This is a genomic window from Burkholderia seminalis DSM 23518 (assembly GCF_902832885.1).
Classification (GTDB): Bacteria; Pseudomonadota; Gammaproteobacteria; order Burkholderiales; family Burkholderiaceae; genus Burkholderia; species Burkholderia seminalis.
On record NZ_CADFDK010000001.1, the window covers coordinates 915,467 to 936,158 of the forward strand.

At 68.4% G+C, this 20,692-nt stretch carries 18 protein-coding genes; 11 read left to right on the forward strand and 7 right to left on the reverse strand.

The genetic code is table 11. The features are described from left to right. Nucleotides 1-13 precede the first annotated feature (13 nt). Nucleotides 14-1,687, forward strand: coding sequence for an electron transfer flavoprotein-ubiquinone oxidoreductase (locus tag HWX00_RS04330; RefSeq protein WP_069245623.1), 1,674 nt, complete (start codon nt 14-16; stop codon nt 1,685-1,687). A 134-nt stretch (nt 1,688-1,821) separates the two neighbouring features. On the opposite strand, the gene aroC is transcribed toward HWX00_RS04330, so the two are convergent. The 3 genes from aroC to HWX00_RS04345 form a co-directional block, all read right to left on the reverse strand. Next, nucleotides 1,822-2,922 (reverse strand): chorismate synthase, encoded by a 1,101-nt coding sequence (gene aroC, locus HWX00_RS04335; RefSeq protein ID WP_034191153.1) that lies wholly within the window; start codon nt 2,920-2,922, stop codon nt 1,822-1,824. A 242-nt stretch (nt 2,923-3,164) separates the two neighbouring features. After that, the gene (locus HWX00_RS04340) at nt 3,165-5,099 is read right to left on the reverse strand and encodes an MFS transporter (RefSeq protein ID WP_175027007.1); all 1,935 of its coding nucleotides are present in this window, start codon (nt 5,097-5,099) and stop codon (nt 3,165-3,167) included. Nucleotides 5,100-5,238: 139 nt separating this feature from the next. Further along, complete coding sequence (locus tag HWX00_RS04345; RefSeq protein ID WP_006488504.1) at nt 5,239-5,694, reverse strand: CBS domain-containing protein; 456 nt, start codon at nt 5,692-5,694, stop codon at nt 5,239-5,241. A 159-nt stretch (nt 5,695-5,853) separates the two neighbouring features. Here HWX00_RS04345 and HWX00_RS04350 point away from each other — a divergent pair, with 159 nt between their 5' ends. Then, the gene (locus HWX00_RS04350; RefSeq protein ID WP_034191155.1) at nt 5,854-6,171 is read left to right on the forward strand and encodes an Mpo1-like protein; all 318 of its coding nucleotides are present in this window, start codon (nt 5,854-5,856) and stop codon (nt 6,169-6,171) included. Between the two features lie 16 nt (nt 6,172-6,187). On the opposite strand, the gene HWX00_RS04355 is transcribed toward HWX00_RS04350, so the two are convergent. Next, nucleotides 6,188-7,519, reverse strand: coding sequence for a YihY family inner membrane protein (locus tag HWX00_RS04355; protein ID WP_034191156.1), 1,332 nt, complete (start codon nt 7,517-7,519; stop codon nt 6,188-6,190). A 145-nt stretch (nt 7,520-7,664) separates the two neighbouring features. Between HWX00_RS04355 and wrbA the strand changes: the two genes are divergently transcribed. The 4 genes from wrbA to HWX00_RS04375 are packed head-to-tail and all read left to right on the forward strand — an operon-like array spanning nt 7,665 to nt 10,970. Then, nucleotides 7,665-8,285: an NAD(P)H:quinone oxidoreductase gene (gene wrbA / locus HWX00_RS04360; protein WP_034191157.1), complete on the forward strand. Its 621-nt coding sequence runs from the start codon at nt 7,665-7,667 to the stop codon at nt 8,283-8,285. Beyond that, nucleotides 8,282-8,674 carry a DUF2069 domain-containing protein gene (locus tag HWX00_RS04365; RefSeq protein WP_175868090.1) on the forward strand — a complete coding sequence of 131 codons (393 nt, stop codon included), beginning with the start codon at nt 8,282-8,284 and terminating at the stop codon, nt 8,672-8,674. The genes wrbA and HWX00_RS04365 overlap by 4 nt, the downstream gene beginning before the upstream one ends. Before the next feature lie 18 nt (nt 8,675-8,692). Then, the gene (locus HWX00_RS04370) at nt 8,693-10,114 is read left to right on the forward strand and encodes an FAD-binding oxidoreductase (RefSeq protein ID WP_175028013.1); all 1,422 of its coding nucleotides are present in this window, start codon (nt 8,693-8,695) and stop codon (nt 10,112-10,114) included. 25 nt (nt 10,115-10,139) lie between these two features. Next, the gene (locus HWX00_RS04375; protein WP_175028012.1) at nt 10,140-10,970 is read left to right on the forward strand and encodes a metallophosphoesterase; all 831 of its coding nucleotides are present in this window, start codon (nt 10,140-10,142) and stop codon (nt 10,968-10,970) included. A gap of 59 nt (nt 10,971-11,029) precedes the next feature. Here the strand turns inward: HWX00_RS04375 and HWX00_RS04380 are convergent, their stop codons facing one another. Next, entirely contained in the window at nt 11,030-11,182 is a 153-nt protein-coding gene (locus HWX00_RS04380; protein ID WP_006476208.1) for a hypothetical protein, read from the reverse strand. A 117-nt stretch (nt 11,183-11,299) separates the two neighbouring features. After that, nucleotides 11,300-12,241 (reverse strand): LysR family transcriptional regulator, encoded by a 942-nt coding sequence (locus HWX00_RS04385; RefSeq protein ID WP_034191161.1) that lies wholly within the window; start codon nt 12,239-12,241, stop codon nt 11,300-11,302. 157 nt (nt 12,242-12,398) lie between these two features. Here HWX00_RS04385 and HWX00_RS04390 point away from each other — a divergent pair, with 157 nt between their 5' ends. The 4 genes from HWX00_RS04390 to HWX00_RS04405 are packed head-to-tail and all read left to right on the forward strand — an operon-like array spanning nt 12,399 to nt 17,305. Beyond that, nucleotides 12,399-13,997 (forward strand): efflux transporter outer membrane subunit, encoded by a 1,599-nt coding sequence (locus HWX00_RS04390; protein WP_175028011.1) that lies wholly within the window; start codon nt 12,399-12,401, stop codon nt 13,995-13,997. A gap of 15 nt (nt 13,998-14,012) precedes the next feature. Beyond that, the gene (locus HWX00_RS04395; RefSeq protein ID WP_175028010.1) at nt 14,013-16,217 is read left to right on the forward strand and encodes an FUSC family protein; all 2,205 of its coding nucleotides are present in this window, start codon (nt 14,013-14,015) and stop codon (nt 16,215-16,217) included. Then, a complete protein-coding gene (locus HWX00_RS04400; RefSeq protein ID WP_011351756.1) occupies nt 16,214-16,417 on the forward strand; it encodes a DUF1656 domain-containing protein in 204 nt (67 codons plus the stop codon). Before HWX00_RS04395 ends, HWX00_RS04400 begins: the two co-directional genes overlap by 4 nt. A gap of 12 nt (nt 16,418-16,429) precedes the next feature. Then, nucleotides 16,430-17,305, forward strand: a complete 876-nt coding sequence (locus HWX00_RS04405; protein ID WP_014897260.1) for an efflux RND transporter periplasmic adaptor subunit — start codon at nt 16,430-16,432, stop codon at nt 17,303-17,305. Nucleotides 17,306-17,326: 21 nt separating this feature from the next. Here HWX00_RS04405 and HWX00_RS04410 read toward each other — a convergent pair whose 3' ends face one another. Beyond that, entirely contained in the window at nt 17,327-19,000 is a 1,674-nt protein-coding gene (locus HWX00_RS04410) for a methyl-accepting chemotaxis protein (RefSeq protein WP_175028009.1), read from the reverse strand. A gap of 403 nt (nt 19,001-19,403) precedes the next feature. Between HWX00_RS04410 and HWX00_RS04415 the strand changes: the two genes are divergently transcribed. After that, nucleotides 19,404-20,642, forward strand: coding sequence for an MFS transporter (locus HWX00_RS04415; protein WP_034191165.1), 1,239 nt, complete (start codon nt 19,404-19,406; stop codon nt 20,640-20,642). Nucleotides 20,643-20,692: the final 50 nt, after the last annotated feature.

Here is a 20,692-nt window from a genome sequence, read left to right on the forward strand (position 1 = left end):
TAGAGGAACGCCAATGACCCCCGCAAGCCTCATCGAGCAATACGGCCCGCGCGAATCGATGGAATACGACGTCGTGATCGTCGGCGGCGGCCCCGCCGGGCTGTCGGCGGCGATCCGGCTCAAGCAGCTGGCCGCCGAGAAAGGCACCGAGATCGGCGTGTGCGTGCTCGAGAAGGGTTCCGAGATCGGCGCGCACATCCTGTCGGGTGCGGTGATGGACCCGCGCGCGATCACCGAACTGTTCCCCGACTGGAAGGAGCGCGGCGCGCCGCTCGACGTCGAGGTGACGGAAGACCGCTTCCTGTTCCTGTCGGAGAGCAGCGCGGTCACCACGCCCAACTGGGCGCTGCCCGACAACTTCAAGAACCACGGCAACTACGTGATTTCGCTGGGCAACGTCACGCGCTGGCTGGGCCAGCAGGCCGAAGCGCTGGGCGTCGAGATCTTCCCCGGCTTCCCGGCCGCCGAGATCCTCTACAACGATGATGGCTCGGTCAAAGGCGTCGCCACCGGCAACATGGGCGTGGGCAAGGACGGCGAGCCGACCGAGAACTTCCAGCTCGGCATGGAGCTGCACGCGAAGTACACGCTGTTCGCCGAAGGCTGTCGCGGCCATCTGGGGCGGCAACTGATCGCGAAGTACAAGCTCGACGCGAACGCGGATCCGCAGGCATACGGGATCGGCATCAAGGAGCTGTGGGAAATCGATCCCGCCAAGCACAAGCCGGGCCTCGTGATCCACACGGCCGGCTGGCCGCTGAAGTCCGACACCTACGGCGGCTCGTTCCTGTATCACATGGACAACAACCAGGTCGTGGTCGGCTTCGTGGTGGGCCTGGGCTACACGAACCCGTACCTGTCGCCGTTCGAGGAATTCCAGCGCTACAAGACGCATCCGTCGATCCGCGCGTTCCTCGAAGGCGGCAAGCGCGTGTCGTACGGCGCGCGCGCGATCACGGCGGGCGGCCTGCTGTCGCTGCCGAAGACGGTGTTCCCGGGCGGCGCGCTGATCGGCGACGACGCGGGCTTCCTGAACGCATCGCGGATCAAGGGCAGCCACGCGGCGATCAAGACCGGCATGCTGGCGGCGGACGCGGCGTTCGACGCGGTGCAGGCCGGCCGCCAGTCGGACGAGTTGAACGCGTACCCGGACGCGTTCAAGCAGTCGTGGCTGTACACGGAGCTGTACCGCGCGCGCAACTTCAAGCAGTGGATGGCGAAGGGCCTGTACCTGGGCACGCTGATGGTCGGGCTCGAGCAGAAGGTGATGGGCGGCAACGTGCCGTGGACGCTGCACCACAAGCATGCGGATCACGAGATGCTGAAGCCGGCGTCGCAGTGCGAGCCGATCGAATACCCGAAGCCGGACGGCAAGCTGACGTTCGACCGGCTGTCGTCGGTGTTCATCTCGAACACGAACCACGAGGAGAACCAGCCGGCGCACCTGACGCTGAAGGATGCGAGCGTGCCGGTGAACGTGAACCTGCGCACGTATGCGGGGCCGGAGGGGCGTTTCTGCCCGGCGGCGGTGTACGAGTTCGTGAAGAACGACGACGGCAGCGACCGGCTGGTGATCAACGCGCAGAACTGCGTGCACTGCAAGACCTGCGACATCAAGGACCCGACGCAGAACATCGTGTGGGTCACGCCCGAAGGCGGCGGCGGGCCGAATTACCCGAATATGTAATCCGCCACGACGCGCCGCCGCGAGCAGCGCGTTTTTGTCGGTCGCCACAAACTAAACGGGGCGCTGCCTGAAGCAGCGCCCCGTTTTGCCTTCCCTGCGCGTTCGCGAGGCGCGCCGCGCCCCGCCCGCTTGTGTCAGGTCGCGCTACCGGCGATCTTCGGCGTCGACGTCTCGACGTCGCCGCATTGTGCGCGATGGCGCAGCGCGTGATCGATCAGCACCAGTGCGAGCATCGACTCGGCGATCGGCGTCGCACGAATGCCGACGCACGGATCGTGACGGCCGAACGTTTCCACCGTCGCCTCGTCGCCTGCCTTCGTGATCGAACGACGCGGCGTGCGGATGCTCGACGTCGGCTTGATCGCGATCGACACGGTGATGTCCTGCCCCGTCGAAATCCCGCCGAGCACGCCGCCCGCATGGTTGCCGACGAAACCACCCGGCGTCAACTCGTCGCCGTGCGCGGAGCCGCGCTGCGCGACGCTGTCGAAGCCCGCCCCGATCTCGACGCCCTTCACCGCGTTGATGCTCATCATCGCCTTCGCGATATCGGCATCGAGACGGTCGAACACGGGCTCGCCCCAGCCGACCGGCACGCCCGACGCGACGACGTCGATGCGCGCACCGATCGAATCGCCCTCCTTGCGCAGCGCATCCATGTACGCCTCGAGCTCCGGCACGACCGCCGCATTCGGCGAGAAGAACGGATTCTCGCGCACGTGCGACCAGTCGACGAACGGCACGTCGATCTCGCCGAGGCTGCTCATGTAGCCGCGCACTTCGACGCCGAAGCGCTCGCGCAGCCACTTCTTCGCCACGGCACCCGCGCCGACGAGCGGCGCGGTCAGGCGCGCGGACGAGCGGCCGCCGCCGCGGTAGTCGCGGATGCCGTACTTCTGCCAGTACGTGTAATCGGCATGGCCGGGACGGAACGTCTCGACGATGTTGCCGTAGTCCTTGCTGCGCTGGTCGGTGTTGCGGATCAGCAGCGCGATCGGCGTGCCGGTCGTCACGCCTTCGAACACGCCCGACAGGATCTCGACCTCGTCGGCCTCCTGCCGTTGCGTCACGTGCCGCGACGTGCCGGGCTTGCGGCGGTCGAGCTCGAGCTGGATGTCGGCTTCGGTCAGCCCCATTCCCGGCGGGCAGCCGTCGATCACGCAGCCGATCGCGGGACCGTGCGATTCGCCGAAGGTCGTGACAGTGAAAAGCGTGCCGAGAGTATTGCCGGACATGATGGAACCGCCCAAAGATAAATGGGCAAACCGATGCGCTGCCGTGCCGCGGGCAGATCGATCGTTTGCCGGTCGAGAAAAAGAGGTAAACCGCTATTATGCCAGCCGTCCCCGAACCGCGGGACGCGTGACACGCCGGTCAGGGCGCACGGTACGTGCCGGTGCGGCCCGATGGGGGCGGCCGGCAGCCCGTTCCACCCGGACAGCAGCCGCATGCCGGCACGGCGCCGGCCGGCGCCCGCCTACTTCCGCGCGCCGCGCAGCTCGGTCACCGCCGCCTGCAGCGACTCGGGCGTCGCGACCGACGCCGGGACCGGCTCGCCGACTGCCAGCGTGAGCCGGCTCATCACGCCGCGCCTGATGGGGCGCGGCATCCGCGCATCGGAATGCCGCGAGAAATAGCTGCCCCACAGTCCGCGCAGCGCCATCGGGATGACCGGTGCCGGGGTGCGGCTCAGGATCTCGGTGATGCCGTGGTGGAACGTGTTGATGTCGCCCGTCTTGGTCAGCTTGCCCTCGGGGAAGATGCACACGAGTTCGCCGTCCTTCAGCGCGGCCTCGCACAGGTCGTACGCGCGGGCGAGCATCGCCGGATCCTCGTGGCGCGGCGCGATCGGGATCGCCTTCGCATGCCGGAACACCCAGCTCGCGAAGCGCGTCTTGAAGATCCGGTGATCCATCACGAAACGGATCGGGCGCGGGCTCGCGGCCGCCAGCACGAGCGCATCGACGTAGCTGACGTGGTTGCACACGAGCACGGCCGCGCCTTCCGCCGGAATCCGCTCCGCGTGCACAAGGCGGATCCGGTAGAAGGTGTGCACGAGCACCCACGCGACGAAACGCAGCAGGAACTCGGGCACGAGCAGGTAGATGTACGTCGCGACGATCACGTTCAGCAGCGCGGTGGCGAGGAACAGCCCCGGGATGTCGACGCCGGCCTTGGTCAGCCCCATCGCCATCACGGCCGACAGGATCATGAACAGCGCGTTCAGGATGTTGTTCGCGGCGATGATCCGTGCGCGGTGCGTCGGCGCGCTGCGGCTCTGGATCAGCGCGTACAGCGGCACGCTGTAGAAGCCGCCGAACATCGCGAGCAGGAACAGGTCGGCGAGGATGCGCCAGTGGCGCGCGCCGGCCAGGAATTCGCCGACCGACAGCAGATGGCCCGGCGACGGCAGCGCGCGGCTCGCGAAATACAGCTCGATCGCAAACACGCTGATGCCGATCGAGCCGAGCGGCACGAGGCCGATCTCGACGCGCCGCTGCGACAGCCGCTCGCACAGCAGCGAGCCGAGGCCGATGCCGACCGAGAACGTCGCGAGCAGGATCGTGACGACGTCGGGGCTCGCGGACAGCACGTCCTTCGCGAAATTGAAGAACGACGTGAGGAAGGTCGCGCCGACGAACCACAGCCACGAGATGCCGAGCAGGCTGAGGAACACGGTGCGATTCTGGCGCGCGAGCCCGAGGTTGCGCCACGTTTCGCTGACCGGATTCCAGTTGATCACGAGATCGGGCTGCGGCGCCGGCGTCGACGGCACGCGCTGCGCGACGAGGCGCCCCGCGAGCGCGATCACGACGACGCTCACCGCGAGCACGCGTTCGCCGGCGCCTTCGATGCCGGCGGCCGCGCCGCCGATGATCGTGCCGATCAGGATCGCGATGAACGTGCCCATTTCGACGAGGCCGTTGCCGCCGACCAGCTCATGCTCGCCGAGATGCTGCGGCAAGTACGAATACTTGACGGGCCCGAACAGCGTCGAGTGCATCCCCATCATGAACGTGCACAGATACAGCAGCGTCGCGCTGTGCGTGACGAAGCCGGCGGCACCGACGAGCATCAGCACGATCTCGAAGGTCTTCACGAAGCGCGTGAGGGTCGCCTTGTCGTACTTGTCGGCAATCTGGCCGGACGTCGCCGAGAACAGCACGAACGGCAGGATGAAGATCGCGGAAATCAGGAACGCGGCCGTCTTGGCGTCGACGCCGGCGAACCGCGCGGTGTGATAGGTGACGAGCGACGTGAAGCCGATCTTGAAGACGTTGTCGTTCAGCGCACCGAGGAACTGGGTCGTGAAGAACGGGGCGAAACGGCGCTCGCGCAGCAGGTCGAACTGCGACGCGTGGGCACGCCGTTCGTCGCGCCGCTCCGAAGTGGCTTGCGTGTGATCGCTCATGCGGAATACGCGCGCGTCGTCTCGGCGAAGCTGCGCGGGCCTCGTGTTGTCGTTGAAAAAAAGGCGGCGCAGGACAAGCCTGCGCCGCCGCATGCCGGATGGCGGCGCCCATGCATCGAGGTGCCGGGCGCGGCGCGGTTCACGGCTTGTGCGCTTCGGCTTCCGATTCCGGCCAGTCGCGGATGTACGCCTTCAGCATCCGGTTCTCGAAGCTCTGCGCCTCGACGACCGTCTTCGCGACGTCGTAGAACGAAATGACGCCCATCAACACCTTCTTGTCGAGCACCGGCATGTAGCGTGCGTGACGCTCGAGCATCATCCGGCGCACTTCGTTGACGTCGGTTTCCGGCGTACACGTGAGCGGCTCGTCCATCACCTTGCGCACCTGGACGTCGCCGATCGCGCCGCCGTTCACGTGCAGGCGCAGGATGATCTCGCGGAACGTCAGCATCCCGACGAGATCGCCGTACTCCATCACGACGAGCGAACCGATATCGTGTTCGGCCATCGTATCGACCGCTTCGCGCAGCGGCTTATCGGGCGTCACCGTAAACAGCGTGTTGCCCTTCACTTTCAGAATATCGCTGACGCGCATCGTAGTCCCCTCATGCTTGAATGCAAAATCTCTTTCGATCCTATCGGAAAGCCTGTCAAAAGGAAAGCGCGGCCCCGGCGCGGCGGCCGCGCCCCCGCTTGCGGACATGGGCCGCCCGCCGCACAATGAAGCCATCGACAGCGGCCCGAGGAGGCAGCGATGGCGCATACGCATTCGGAGCAGTTCGCCCGCTTCGCCGATTTCTACCCGTATTACCTGAACGAACACCAGAACCTGACGTCGCGCCGGCTGCACTTCATCGGCTCGCTCGGCGTGATCGGCTGCGTCGCGATGGCGATCGCGACCGGCAACTGGCTGTGGCTGCCGGCGGCGATCGTCTGCGGTTACGGCTTCGCGTGGGTCGGGCACTTCTTCTTCGAGAAGAACCGCCCGGCCACGTTCCGGCACCCGATCTACAGCCTGATGGGCGACTGGGTGATGTTCAAGGACATCTGCACCGGCAAGATCCCGCTGTAGCCCGCCGGCCCCGCCGTCACGCGGGCCGCGGCGGCCGCGCGTGCGGGTCGGGCACGGCGCCCGGCGCCTGCCCGGCGTTCCCCGCCGGCTGCGCGCCCGCGAGCCGGTGCGCGGCGATCAGCGTCGCAAGCGACACGTCGAAGCGATCGCTCGACAGCACCGCGAGCAGGGCCGCGCCCTCGACGTGGCTGCGCCGCCGCTCCAGCTGGTAGGTCAGCTCCGCGCGGTCGATCACCAGCACGTCGAACAGTTGCGCGAGCGTCAGCTGCTCGGGGTTCGCGAGCATGATGTAGCGCGGCGTGGTCTCGGCGCCGCCGTCGAGCCGCGCGATCCACTCCCGCTCCTCCATCGTCGTCAGCAGCCGCTGCGCGGTTTCCATGTCGCAGCGCAACATGGTCGCGAGCCGCATCGCCGTATAGCCGCGCTTGCCGGCCGCACGCGCCTCCGCCAGCCGCGCGAGCAGCTCGAGCGCGTCGAGCAGGTCGCTGCCCGGATAGTGGATGCGGTGGAACTGGCCGACGCGGATCGCCGGCAGCGCGGACGCCACCATCGCCCCGAGCAGCGCGATGAACCAGCTCAGGTACACCCACAGCAGGAACACCGGCAGCGCCGCGAACGCGCCGTAGACGGCCGTATAGGTCGGAATGCGCCGCACGTAGTAGCCGAAGCCGCGCTTGGCCAGCTCGAACGCGACGGCCGCGAACAGCCCGCCGATCACCGCGTCGCGCCAGGCGACCGTACAGTTCGGCAGGTACACGTACAGCAGCGTGAACGCGAGCACCGTCAGCGGCAGCGACGCGAGCGCGAGCAGCCATTCGACGATCGAGGTGGTCGGCGCCGCGCCGGTGAACGCGAGCGACTGCGTGAACAGGTACGACGAGATCGACAGGCTCACGCCGAACAGCAAGGGCCCGAGCGTGATCAGCGCCCAGTACGCGAGCACGCGCTGCGCGAACGGCCGCGGCTTGCGTACCCGCCAGATCAGGTTGAACGCCGATTCGATCGTCATCATCGTCATCACCGACGTGACGACCAGCACGATCAGGCCGGCCGTGGTCAGCCCCTTGGCCTTCGACGCGAACTGGTTCAGGTACTTGAAGATCTGGATGTTGAACTGCGCGGGCATCAGGTGATCCGCGAGGAACCCCTGCAGCGAGATCTGGAACGACGCGAACATCGGGAACGCGGTGAACAGCGCGAACGCGACCGTCACGAGCGGCACGAGGGCCAGCATCGTCGTGAAGGTCAGGCTGCCCGCCACTTGCGGGATGCGATCCTCGGCGCTGCGCCGGGCCGCGAACTGCGCGAGGCGCTTGAGGGTGTCGAGATCGACGCTCAACTTCGGCAAACGGCTTCTCCTTCTTGATGCCGCGCGCCTCTCGGCGCGCCGCCGCCGCGCTGCGCGACGGCTTCAGCCCCTATAATAGCCGCTCGATTCCAGCAGGGGCCGACTGCACCGGGCACGCGCGCGGCCGCATGCGGCTCCGTCGCCCATGAAAGACATCCTCGTCCTCTATTACAGCCGTCACGGCGCCACGCGCGATCTCGCGCTCGCGATCGCGAACGGCATCGACAGCGTGCCGGGCATGCAGGCGCGCATCCGCACCGTGCCGCCCGTGTCGACCGTCTGCGAAACCACCGCCCCCGACATCCCCGCCGACGGCCCGCCGTACGCGGAACTGCGCGACCTCGAGGAATGCGCGGGCCTCGCGCTCGGCTCGCCGACGCGCTTCGGCAACATGGCCGCGGCACTCAAGTATTTCCTCGACGGCACGACGCCGCAATGGCTGTCGGGGGCGCTGACCGGCAAGCCGGCGAGCGTATTCACGTCGACGGGCAGCCTGCACGGCGGCCAGGAATCGACGCTGCTGTCGATGATGCTGCCGCTGCTGCATCACGGGATGATGATCGTCGGGATCCCGTACACCGAATCGGCGCTCAGCACGACGCGCACCGGCGGCACGCCGTACGGCGCGTCGCATGTCGCGCAGCACGACCGTAGCGCGCCCGGCGGGCTGTCCGCGGACGAAAAGGCGCTCGCCGCCGCGCTCGGCGTGCGGCTGGCGCGCGCGGCCGCCGCGCTGTCGGCCGCCCAGGCTGCCGAGACCGCATGAACACCCCCGCCCGCCCTGCCGTCGCGGCCCGGCCGCACTACGCGCTGGCCGCCGCCGCGTGCCTCGTCGCGCTGATCGCGCTGTCGCTCGCGTGGGAGCTGTGGCTCGCGCCGTTGCGCCCGGGCGGCTCCGCGCTGATGCTCAAGGCCGTGCCGCTCGCGCTCGCGCTGCCCGGCGTCTGGCGGCGTAACATCTATACGATGCAGTGGGCGAGCATGCTCAGCCTCGTCTATCTGGCCGAAGGCATCGTGCGCGGCATGTCCGATCGCGGGCTGTCCGCCACGCTCGGCTGGTGCGAGACCGCGCTTGCCGTCGGCTTCTTCGTGGCGGCGCTGGCCTATGTCGCGCCGTACAAGCGCGCGGCAAAAAAGTCGCGCGCCGCGTCCTGACCCTTACGCGACAAGGTGATGATGTCTTCCGAAGCTTTCGTTTCCGCGTGCCGCGACGCGCTCGGCACCGACCACGTGCTGACCGATCCGCACGATACCGAACCGTTCCTGACCGACTGGCGACGCCGCTACAAGGGCGCCGCGTGCGCGGTGCTGAAGCCCGCGAACACGGTCGAAGTCGCCGCGCTCGTGAAGCTGGCCAACGCGCACGGCGTCGCGCTCGTGCCGCAAGGCGGCAACACGGGCCTCGCCGGGGGCGCCACACCCGATGCGAGCGGCAGCCAGGCCGTGCTGAGCCTCGCGCGCCTGAACCGCGTGCGGGCGCTCGATCCGCACAACAATACGATCACCGTCGAAGCCGGCGTGATCCTCGCCGACGTGCAGGCGCGCGCCCGCGAAGGCGGCCGGCTGTTCGCGCTGAGCCTCGCGGCGGAGGGCAGCTGCACGATCGGCGGCAACCTGTCGACCAATGCGGGCGGCACCGCGGTGCTGCGCTACGGCAACGCGCGCGAGCTGTGCCTCGGGCTCGAGGTCGTGACGCCGCAGGGCGAGATCTGGGACGGCCTGCGCGGACTGCGCAAGGACAACACGGGCTACGACCTGCGCGACCTGTTCATCGGCGCGGAAGGCACGCTCGGGATCATCACGGCGGCCGTGATGAAGCTGCATCCGCTGCCGGCCGCGCAGGTCACGGCACTCGCCGCGCTCGAATCGCCGCACGCGGCGCTCGACTTCCTGTCGCTCGCGCAGCGCGCGGCCGGGCCGCTCCTGACCGGCTTCGAGCTGATGTCGGATTTCTGCATGCAGCTGGTCGGCAAGCACTACCCGCAACTGCGCTACCCGTTCGCGCAGACGCACGCGCAGACGGTGCTGCTCGAGCTGTCCGACAACGAAAGCGAAGCGCATGCGCGCGCGCTGTTCGAGAAACTGATGGAAGAAGCGTTCGAGGCCGGGCTCGTGGTCGACGCGGTGGTCGCGGAGAATCTCGCGCAGTCGCGCGCGTTCTGGGACCTGCGCGAGCACATCCCGCTCGCGCAGGCCGACGAAGGGCTCAACATCAAGCACGACATCGCGGTGCCGATCTCGTCGATCGCGCGCTTCATCGACGAGACCGACGCGGCGATCCAGCAGGCCGCGCCGGGCGCGCGGATGGTCACGTTCGGCCACCTCGGCGACGGCAACCTCCACTACAACGTACAGATGCCCGAAGGCGGCGACGCGAAGGCGTTCCTCGCGGCGTTCCAGGCGCCGATCAACCGGATCGTCTACGACAACGTGCACCGCCACCACGGCACGATCAGCGCGGAGCACGGGATCGGCCAGCTGAAGATCGACGACGCGCAGCGCTACAAGTCGCCGGTCGAAACGACGCTGATGCGCACGCTGAAGACCGCGCTCGACCCGCGCGGCCTGATGAATCCCGGCAAGATCCTGCACTGAAGCCGCCCACTTCGGAGCCCCGCCCGTGAAAATCCGCGTCCTGTCCGACCTGCATCTCGAAAGCAACCTGCCCGATGCGATCCCGCACGCCGACGCGGATCTCGTCGTGCTGGCCGGCGACATCCACAATCACGCGGAAGGCCTGCGCTGGGCCGCCGAAACGTTCGACCCCGCCGTGCCCGTGATCTACGTGCCGGGCAACCACGAGTACTACGACGGGGAATTCGGCGCGCTGGAGACGGCGATGCGTGACGCCGCGCACTCGCTCGACAACCTGCATTACCTGAACAACAGCGTCTACGTCGATCCCGGGCAACGCTTCCGCGTGCTCGGCACGACGCTCTGGGCCGATTTTTCGCTGTTCGGCCAAGACGAAGCCAGCCAGGCCGGCGCAATCGAGGCCGCGCTGCGCGTGATGCTCGATTTCAAGGGACTGATCCAGGTGACGCGGCCGCACGACGCGGCGCTGCATGCGGCGCCGGGTGCGCCTGAACGGGATTTCTCGCCGGCCGACGCGATCGCGCTGCACCGGCAAAGCCGGACCTGGCTGGAAACGCGGCTCGCGACACCGTTCGCGGGCAAGACGATCGTCGTCACCCATCATGCGCCACATCGGCGCTCGCTTGCGGAACGTTATGCGACGGATCTCGCTTCGGCGGGGTTCGTGACGGACATGGCGGAACTGGTGCGGCCGCCGGTGGATCTGTGGCTCCACGGCCACACTCATACGTCATTCGACTACGTTGCGGACGGCGGCACGCGCGTGGTGTGCAACCCGCGCGGCTACCTTCACCGTCGTACCGGCGAACGGGAAAATCCCGCGTTCGCGTGGGACAAGGTGGTCGAGCTCGGCTGAACACCGGCTCGCCAGGCCGCCTTGCGCGGCCTGCCCGCCTCCCCGCGCGTACGGCAGGATCAGCGGCCGGGGCGGCGCGGCTCGCGCACCCGTACCGGAACCGGCTTCATCTGCGCCTTCGCCTTCATCGCACGCAGCAGGTCGCGGGTCGCCGCGGCGGCAGCGGCTGCGCCCAGCAGGACGCCAAGGCCGATCATCAGGTGCGTATCCATCGCTACTCCGGGGTTGCGTATCTCGTTAATCCCTACAGTATCAAACTGTCTGACACGCGTTCGTAAAAAAATGTTGCGTGAAGGACAAATCTCGTCAGATGGCGGCCAACCGCGCCGTCATGTCGCACGCGTGTATTGCTCGAGCGCGGCCTCGTCGGCCTTGAGCGTGACCGGCAACTCGTCGCGCAGGAAATCGACCCAGGTGCGGATTTTCGCGTCGAGGTACTGGCGCGACGGGTACAGCGCGTAGATGTTCATCACGTGCGACCGGTACTCCGGCATCACGCGCACGATGTGCCCGCTGCGCAGCCAGCCGATCGCCGAATAGAGCGGCAGCCCGCCGATCCCCATCCCCTCCCGCACGGCCACCGCAAGCGCCTCGGCGACGTTCACGCGAAACGGCGGCGCCGCGATCGGGACGACCTCGTCGCCGTTCGGCCCCGCCAGCGCCCATTCGTCGAAGTGAAAGCCCGGCGCGACCATCCCGAGGCACACGTGCTGCGCGAGATCGGCCGGCCGCTGCGGCACGCCATGCGCCTCGACGTAGCCGGGCGACGCACACACGACGCTGTAGCTCTCGCCGAGCCGCTGCGACACGAGCCCCGAATCGGGCAGGTCGCGGCCGACGACGATCGCCACGTCGTACCCCTCGTCGAGCAGGTCGGGCATCCGCTGCGCGAGCGTCAGCTCGACGTGCACGTCCGGATAACGCTCGCGGTAGCGCGCGATCGCCGGCACCAGGTAGTGCTGGCCGAGGCTCGTGAAGCAATGGACCTTCAGCTTGCCCGACGGGCGCGCGTGCGCGTCGCCGGCCTCGGCTTCGGCCTGGTCGACGTACGCCAGGATCTGCTCGCAGCGCTGCAGATAGCGCTCGCCGGCTTCGGTCAACGCGATCCGGCGCGTCGTGCGGTTCAGGAGACGCGTGCGCAAGTGCGCCTCGAGATCCGAGACCGCGCGCGACGCGTAGGCGGTGGTCGAATTCATCTGCTGGGCGGCCGCGGTAAAGCTTCCCGCGTCCACCACGCGGACGAACACCCGCATGTTTTGTAGCGTATCCATCCCATTACCCGTTTGAATCCGGACGGATTGTTGCACAGGGGCCAACAAATATTATCTCAGGATTCGTAAAAATGACTTGCACCGTTGTCCATTTATTCAGGAATCACCGAAAAATATAATCGCATCCGACTCATCTATATCCGAAAGGGAGAAAATCGTGCAGTCTCCGGCGACAAAAGGGACGCTCGCACTGGCGGTTCTTGCAGTCTCATTAATAATGGCCGGTTGTGCGAGCATGGGCGACAACAAGACCCAGTCCACGCGTATCGAAGCGAACACGCTCGACGCCGGCGCGGCCATCCGCGCGGCCGACCGCGACGCCGGCTGGCCCGCCGCCGACTGGTGGCGCGCGTACCGCGACCCGCAGCTCGATGCATGGATCGCCACCGCCCAGGCCGGCAATCCGACCCTCGCGGCGGCCGAGGCCCGCGTGCGCGAAGCGCAGGCGATGGCGCGCGTCGCCCGGTCGGCCGAACTGCCGCAGATCAACGGCAATCTGTCGCTGATGCGCCAGCACTGGCCGGACAACGTGTACTACGGCCCGGGCCCGCTCGCGAACACCGACACCTGGAACAATACCGGCACCCTCGGCCTGTCGTACCACCTCGACCTGTGGGGCAAGGACAAGAACGCGACCGAGCGCGCGCTCGACACCGCACATGCGACCGCCGCCGACGCGCGTGCGGCGAAGCTCGAACTCGAAGTCAACGTGGTGCGCGCGTATGTCGGCATGTCGATGAACTACGCGCTGCTCGACCTCGCGTATGAAACGTTCGAACGCCAGCGTTCGCTCGCCGATCTCGCGCGCAAGCGGCTGCAGGCGGGCCTCGGCACGCAGCTCGAAGTGAGCCAGGCGGAATCGACGCTGCCCGACTACGAGCGCCAGATCGACAGCTATGAGGAAGCGATCCAGCTCGCGCGCCACCAGCTCGCCGCCCTGGCCGGCAAGGGCCCGGGCGCCGGCGACGCGATCAAGCGGCCGCGACTGTCGCTCGATGCGCCGGCCGGGCTGCCGTCGGCGCTGCCGGCCGACCTGCTCGGCCGCCGCCCCGACGTCGTCGCGGCGCGCTGGACGGTCGATGCGCAGGCACGCGGCATCGACGTCGCGAAGGCATCGTTCTACCCGAACATCGACCTGCTCGCGACGGTCGGCGGGTTCGGCGTGACCGCGCCGTTCACCGACTTCCTGCGCGCGATGAACGGCGGCTGGACGGCCGGCCCCGCGCTGTCGCTGCCGATCTTCGAAGGCGGCCGGCTGCGTGCGCAGCTCGGCGCGGCGAACGCCGGCTACGACCAGGCGGTCGAGCGCTACAACCAGACGATCGTCGGCGCGCTCAAGGACATCGCCGACCAGGTCGTGCGGATCCGCTCGCTCGATACGCAGAAGAAGGACGCCGCGCGCTCGGTGGCGGCCAACGACCGCAGCTACCAGCTGTCGCGCGAAGGCTTCCGTCGCGGGCTGACCGATTACGTGAACGTGCTGGTCGCGCAACAGCAGTTGCTGCGCGCGCAGGAAACGGCCGCCCGCATCGACGCGGAACGCCTCGCCGCGCATGCGCAGTTGATGGCCGCGCTCGGCGGCGGCGTCGAGACGGGCGAGGATGTGCCGCACGACGAAACGCCGGCCGCCGGCACGCCGAAAAACGGCGGCACGCAAGCGCCTTCCGGCGCACCGGCCACGAAACCGTCGGCGGCCGTCGCGCGGCCCGCAACGGTCGCGACGACCGGCACGTCCGGCTCGCCGGCCGCGCGGTAACGCGGAGCAACCGCCATGTCAGCCTCCTCCCCCGCTTCCACGCCCGCCGGCGGCCCGTTCGCGGCCTGGTCCGCCGCGTTCGGCGACTGGGCCCGCACCGACGGCGCCGCGTGGCTCTATCTGTTCAAGGCGCTGCTCGCCGCGTTCATCGCGACCGGCGTGTCGATGCGGCTCGACCTGCCCGCGCCGAAAACGGCGATGACGACGGTGTTCATCGTGATGCAGCCGCAAAGCGGCGCGGTGCTCGCGAAGAGCTTCTACCGCGTCGCCGGCACGATCTTCGGGCTCATCGCGACGCTCACGTTCGTCGGGCTGTTCCCGCAGCAGCCGCAATTGTTCCTGCTGGCCGTCGCGCTGTGGGTCGCGCTGTGCACGGCCGGCGCCGCGCGCAACCGCAACTTCCGCAGCTACGGCTTCCTGCTGGCCGGCTATACGACCGCGCTGATCGGACTGCCCGCGTCGCAGCACCCGGACGGCGCGTTCATGAGCGCGATGACGCGCGTGGCCGAAATCATGGTCGGGATCGTGTCGGCCGGCGTGGTCAGCGCGCTCGTGTTTCCGCAGACCACCGGCGAACAGATGCGCACGACGGTACGCAAGCGTTTCGGCAGCTTCGTCGACTACGTTGCATCGGCGCTGTCGGGCAAGCTCGATCGCGCGCATATCGAAACCATCCATACGCGCTTCGTCGCCGACGTGGTCGGGTTCGAGGCCGCGCGCAGCATGGCCGTGTTCGAGGATCCGGACACGCGGATGCGCAGCGGCCGCCTCGCGCGGCTGAACAGCGAATTCATGAGCGCGTCGAGCCGCTTCCATGCGCTGCACCAGCTGATGAACCGGCTGCATGCGGCCGGCGCACAGGCCGCGATCGACGCGATCGAGCCGTATTTCCGCGAAATCGCGCCGCTGCTGCTGACGCACACCGGCGAACCGGTGCGCACGGCGGCCGACGCGGGCCACGCGGCCGAGCAACTGCTCGCCTGGCGCGACGCGCTGCCGCGCCGCATCCGTGCGACACGCGCGACGCTCGAAACGCAGCCGGACTTTCCGCTGCTCGACTTCGACACGGCCGCCGAGCTGCTGTACCGCTTCATCACCGACCTGCACGAGTACGCGGCCACCTACGCGTCGCTGTCGACCGCGACGCACGAGCGCGAACGCTGGATCGAGCGCTACGAGCCGCGCACCAACCTGACCGCGATGGTGATCGCGGCGATCCGCACCGCGACCGTGATCCTCGTGCTCGGCTGGTTCTGGATCGAGACCGCGTGGCCGAGCGGCGTGACGCTCACGCTGACGGCGGCGGCCACCTGCGCCCTCGCGTCGTCGACGCCGCGCCCGACCGCGATGTCCGCGCAGATGGGCATGGGCACGGCGCTCGCCGTCTGCACCGGCTTCCTGCTGACGTTCGGCATCTATCCGCACATCGACGGGTTCCCGCTGCTGTGCGTCGCGCTCGCGCCGCTGCTCGCGATCGGCATCTTCATGACGCTGAAGCCGAAGCTCGCCGGGTATGGAATGGGCTACCTGATTTTCTTCAGCTTCCTCGCCGGTCCGGACAACATCACGCACTACGATCCGACCAGCTTCATGAACGATGCGCTCGCGCTCGTGCTGTCGATGCTGGTGTCGGCGATCGCGTTCGCGGTACTGTTCCCGCCGACCGCGCCGTGGCTGAAGAAGCGGCTGTTCGCCGACCTCCGCCACCAGGCCGTCGCGGCCGGTCATGCACGGCTCGCCGGCTTGCGCACGCGCTTCGAAAGCGGCGCACGTGACCTGATGTACCAGGCGCACACGCTGTCGGCCGACCAGCCCGACGTGCAGCGCGACGCGCTGCGCTGGATGTTCGCGGTGCTCGAAGCCGGCAACGCGACGATCGACCTGCGCCACGAGCTGGCGACGCTGCCGCCCGACCCGCGCTATGCGCCGGCGATGCCGTGGCGCCGTGCGATCGAGACGATGCGCACCGCGCTGGCCACGCTGTTCTCGAAGCCGAACGCCGCGCGGTTCGACGCGACGCTCGCCGCGACCAATGCGGCGATCGACGCGACGCGGCAGACGCTCGATGCGTTCGAGCCGTCGCGCGAGGAGCGCCACCGGCTGCAGCGCATCCTGAGCCACCTGCATTTCGTGCGTACCGCGCTGCTCGATCCGGAATCGCCGCTCGAGCCGCTTCACCGCAACCGCCCCGTGCGTCCCCAACCAGGAGCCTCGTCATGATGCCGCGTGAAATCGCCATTCTCGATGCCTACATGCCCACGGTGGTGCTGATGTTCGTCCTGGGCGCGCTCGCGACCTGGGCCGTCGACCGCCTGCTCGCCTATACGGGCCTCTACCGCCTCGTCTGGCACCCGTCGCTGTTCCGGGCCTGCCTTCTCGTCTGCATTTGCGGCGGACTGAGTCTCGCCGTTTACCGTTGATTCCGAACCATCATGATTCTCAGAAAACTCTTCGGCTTCGTCGCGACCGCCGTCATCCTTCTCGTCGCGATCCTGATCGGGCGCTCGCTGTGGGTGCACTACATGGACGATCCGTGGACGCGCGACGGGCGCGTGCGCGCCGAGATCGTCAACGTCGCGCCGGACGTGTCGGGCGCGATCGTCGAGCTGCCCGTGCATGACAACCAGCTCGTGAAAAAAGGCGACCTGATCATGCAGATCGACCCGTCGCACTACCAGATCGCGGTCGAGCAGGCGCAGGCGGCCGTCGCCGCCCGCCGCGCGGAACTGCAGATGCGTCGCGACGACGCGGCCCGCCGCGCGGACCTCGATGCGCTCGTCGTGTCGAAGGAAAACCGCGAGAATGCCGCGCACAGCGCGTCGAGCGCCGATGCGCAGTACCAGCAGGCGATCGCCGCGCTCGACGCCGCGAAGCTCAACCTCGAGCGCACGCGCGTCGTCGCGCCGGTCGACGGCTACATCACGAACCTGCAGACGTTCAAGGGCAACTATGCGGTGGCCGGCCAGGCGAAGCTCGCGATCGTCGACAGCCACTCGTTCTGGGTCTACGGCTACTTCGAGGAAACCAAGCTGCCGCGCGTGAAGATCGGCGCGCCGGCCGAGATGCGGCTGATGAGCGGCGGCGTGATGAAGGGCCACGTCGAGAGCATCTCGCGCGGCATCTACGATCGCGACAACCCGCAAAGCCGCGACCTCGTCGCGGACGTGAACCCGACCTTCAACTGGGTGCGCCTCGCGCAGCGCGTGCCGGTACGCATCCGGATCGACGAAGTACCGGCCGACGTGGTGCTGTCGGCGGGCACGACCTGCACGGTCATCATCGATCCGGACAAGCAGAAGAAGTCGTAACCGCCGCGCGCCTCGCGGCGCTCAGGCCGCGAGGCGGAACCGCCCGACCAGCCGCTTCAATGCCTGGGCCTGCTCGTCGAGCGCGTTGGCGGCAGCGGCCGCCTGCTCGACGAGCGCCGCGTTCTGCTGCGTGCCGGCGTCCATCTGCGTGACCGCGCGGCCGATCTCGTCGATCCCGGCGCTCTGCTCGTCCGACGCCGCCGAAATCTCGCCGATGATGTCGGTCACGCGCTTGACCGCGCGCACGACGTCGCCCATCGTGCGGCCGGCGTCGTGCGCGAGCGCCGCGCCGTTCGCGACGCGCTCGACCGATGCGCCGATCAGCTCGCGGATCTCCTTCGCCGCGGTTGCCGAGCGTTGCGCGAGCAGGCGCACCTCGCCCGCGACCACCGAAAAGCCGCGCCCCTGTTCGCCGGCGCGCGCGGCCTCGACCGCCGCGTTCAGCGCCAGGATGTTGGTCTGGAACGCGATCCCCTCGATCGTGCCGATGATGTCGCGAATGTTCTTCGCGCTGTCGTCGATCTCGCTCATCGTCGCGACCACGCGCCCGACGACTTCCCCGCCCGTTTCCGCCACCGACGACGCATTGGCCGCGAGCGCGCTCGCCTGCCGCGCGTTCTCGGCGTTCTGCCGCACGGTCGACGTGAGCTGCTCCATGCTGGCCGCGGTGCGCTCGAGCGCGACGGCCTGCTGTTCGGTGCGCCGCGACAGGTCGAGGTTGCCGGTCGAAATCTCGCCGGACGCGGCCGCGATGGCCTCGGCGCTGACGGCGATCTCGCCGACGGTCGCCGCAAGCCCCGTCTGCATGTCGGCCAGCGCACGCACCATGCTGTCGCGATCGTGCCGGCCGAGCGTGATCGGTCGCGTGAGGTCGCCGCGCGCGATGTCCGCGGCGATCGCCTTCGCGTGCGCGGGCTCGCCGCCGAGCTGCGATGCGAGGCGCCGCACGACGCGCTCGGCGATCACGATCGCGAGCACGATCAGCGCGGCCGTCATCGCGGCGATCATCGCGAACGACGACGAGAAGATCGTGGCCGACGCATCGAGCGTCGCCTTCGACTTCTCGCCGCGCGTCTTCACGAGGTCGGCGACGAGTTTCTCGAGCTTGCCGGTCTCGACCAGCAGCGATACGTCCTGCGTGCCGACCTGCCAGTTCATCTGCGACAGGTCGAGCGGCTGCGCGCGCACGAGCGTGACGAAATCACGCAAATGCGTGCTCCACGTGCCGACGGCCGTCGAGAATGCGCGCAGCCGCGCCGAATCGTCGGCATCGGCCGGATCCGCGTAGCGCTGCAGCGTGCCGAGCGCCTGGCCGATCGACGCGAGCCCCGCACCGACGTCGGCGCCGAGGTCGTCGCGCTCCTTCGCGGTGGTGGCGGTCAGCAGCATCTTCTGTGCGCGGCTCGCGCGCAGCACCTCGGCCCGAACCTCCTGCGCCGCGCGGCTCGCGACGTGCCCCTGCTCGTAGACCGACGCGATCGACGCGTTCAGGCGGCTGATCTGCCACAGCGAAAACACGCCGATCGCGAGCGTGCCGGCCAGCAGGATCGCGAATGCGGCGCGCAACGTCGCCTTGACGGTCCACGGCCGGCGCTCACGCCGCGCCGCATGCGCGCGTCGTGCGGCGCGACCGGCGGCAACGTCGGGTGCGGCGGCCGCCGCACCGGGCTGTGGATGCAAAGATGCTGCTTTCATCGAACTATCCCCGTATGGATCACGCAGCCGGAAAGGTCGGTCCCGGCATTCCCGCGATGGCTGGCCATGCCGCGCGTCCCGAGCCCGCCCGGCGGGTAGCCGGTGCCGGGCGCCAAGCGCGCCTGTTGTCGTTACGTCGTTCTACGGCTGCCACCGCCGTTTCTTGAGTCCGATGAAACACCGACCGGACTCGCGCCCCCGCCGACGGAGCGAGCGCGCCGCCTGCGTTATACCCGGCCAAAAAAGCGGATACCGGCCGATCCATCGGACGAATGTCCGAATCACGACAAAACTTGGCAGGACATTCTCGATGCGCCAAATTACACTTCTTTGACGCAACAACGATTGAAAACGCGCCGATCCCCATCAGAGCGCGCCCGTCACCTCAACTCGCTCAGCTCACATGGAAACCAGCCTCGACACGGGAACCGCCGGCGCAGCCGCCGCCCAGCCGTCCGCCCCGCCCGCGCCGCGCACCGTCTACCCGGTGCTCGGCGCGATCAGCTTCTCGCACATGCTCAACGACATGATCCAGTCGTTGATCCTCGCGATCTATCCGATGCTCAAGAGCCAGTTCGCGCTGTCGTTCGCGCAGATCGGCCTGATCACGCTCACCTACCAGATCACCGCGTCGCTGCTGCAGCCGCTCGTCGGCCTCTATACCGACAAGCGTCCGAAACCGTATTCGTTGCCGGTCGGCATGGGCTTCACGCTCGCCGGGCTGCTGCTGATGTCGGTCGCATCGAGTTTCCCGATGCTGCTGGTGGCCGCGGCGCTGGTCGGCTGCGGCTCGTCGGTGTTCCATCCGGAGTCGTCGCGGGTCGCGCGGATGGCGTCGGGCGGCCAGCACGGGCTCGCGCAGTCGGTGTTCCAGGTCGGCGGCAACGCGGGCTCGGCGCTCGGGCCGCTGCTCGCCGCGCTCGTGATCATCCCGCACGGCCAGCACAGCATCGCGTGGTTCTCGGCCGCCGCGCTCGTCGCGATGATCGTGCTCACGCAGATCGGCCACTGGTACAAGAAGCATCCGTCGATGAAGAAGAAGGCCGTGTCGGCCGGCCATCCGACGCTGTCGCGCGGCCGCGTGATGGGTGCGATCGGCGTGCTGGTGCTGCTCGTGTTCTCGAAGTACTTCTACCTCGCGAGCATCAACAGCTATTTCACGTTCTACCTGATCGACAAGTTCCACCTGTCGGTGCAGGCCGCGCAGATCCACCTGTTCGTGTTCCTCGCGGCCGTGGCGGCCGGCACGCTGATCGGCGGGCCCGTCGGCGACCGGATCGGCCGCAAGTACGTGATCTGGGTATCGATCCTCGGCGTCGCGCCGTTCACGATGCTGCTGCCGTACGCGAACCTGTTCTGGACGAGCGTGCTGACCGTGATCATCGGCGTCGTGCTGGCGTCGGCGTTCGCCGCGATCCTCGTCTACGCGACCGAACTGATGCCCGGCAAGGTCGGCATGGTCGCGGGCCTGTTCTTCGGCTTCGCGTTCGGCCTCGGCGGCGTCGGCGCGGCGGTGCTCGGCCAGCTCGCCGACGCGACGAGCATCCCGTTCGTCTACAAGGTGTGCTCGTTCCTGCCGCTGATCGGCGTGCTGACGGTGTTCCTGCCGAATCTCGAAAGCAGCCGGCGCAAGCAGGCGTGACGCGCCGGCCGCGGCGTGCGCGCCGCGGCCGGTCAACCGGCTCGAAGGGG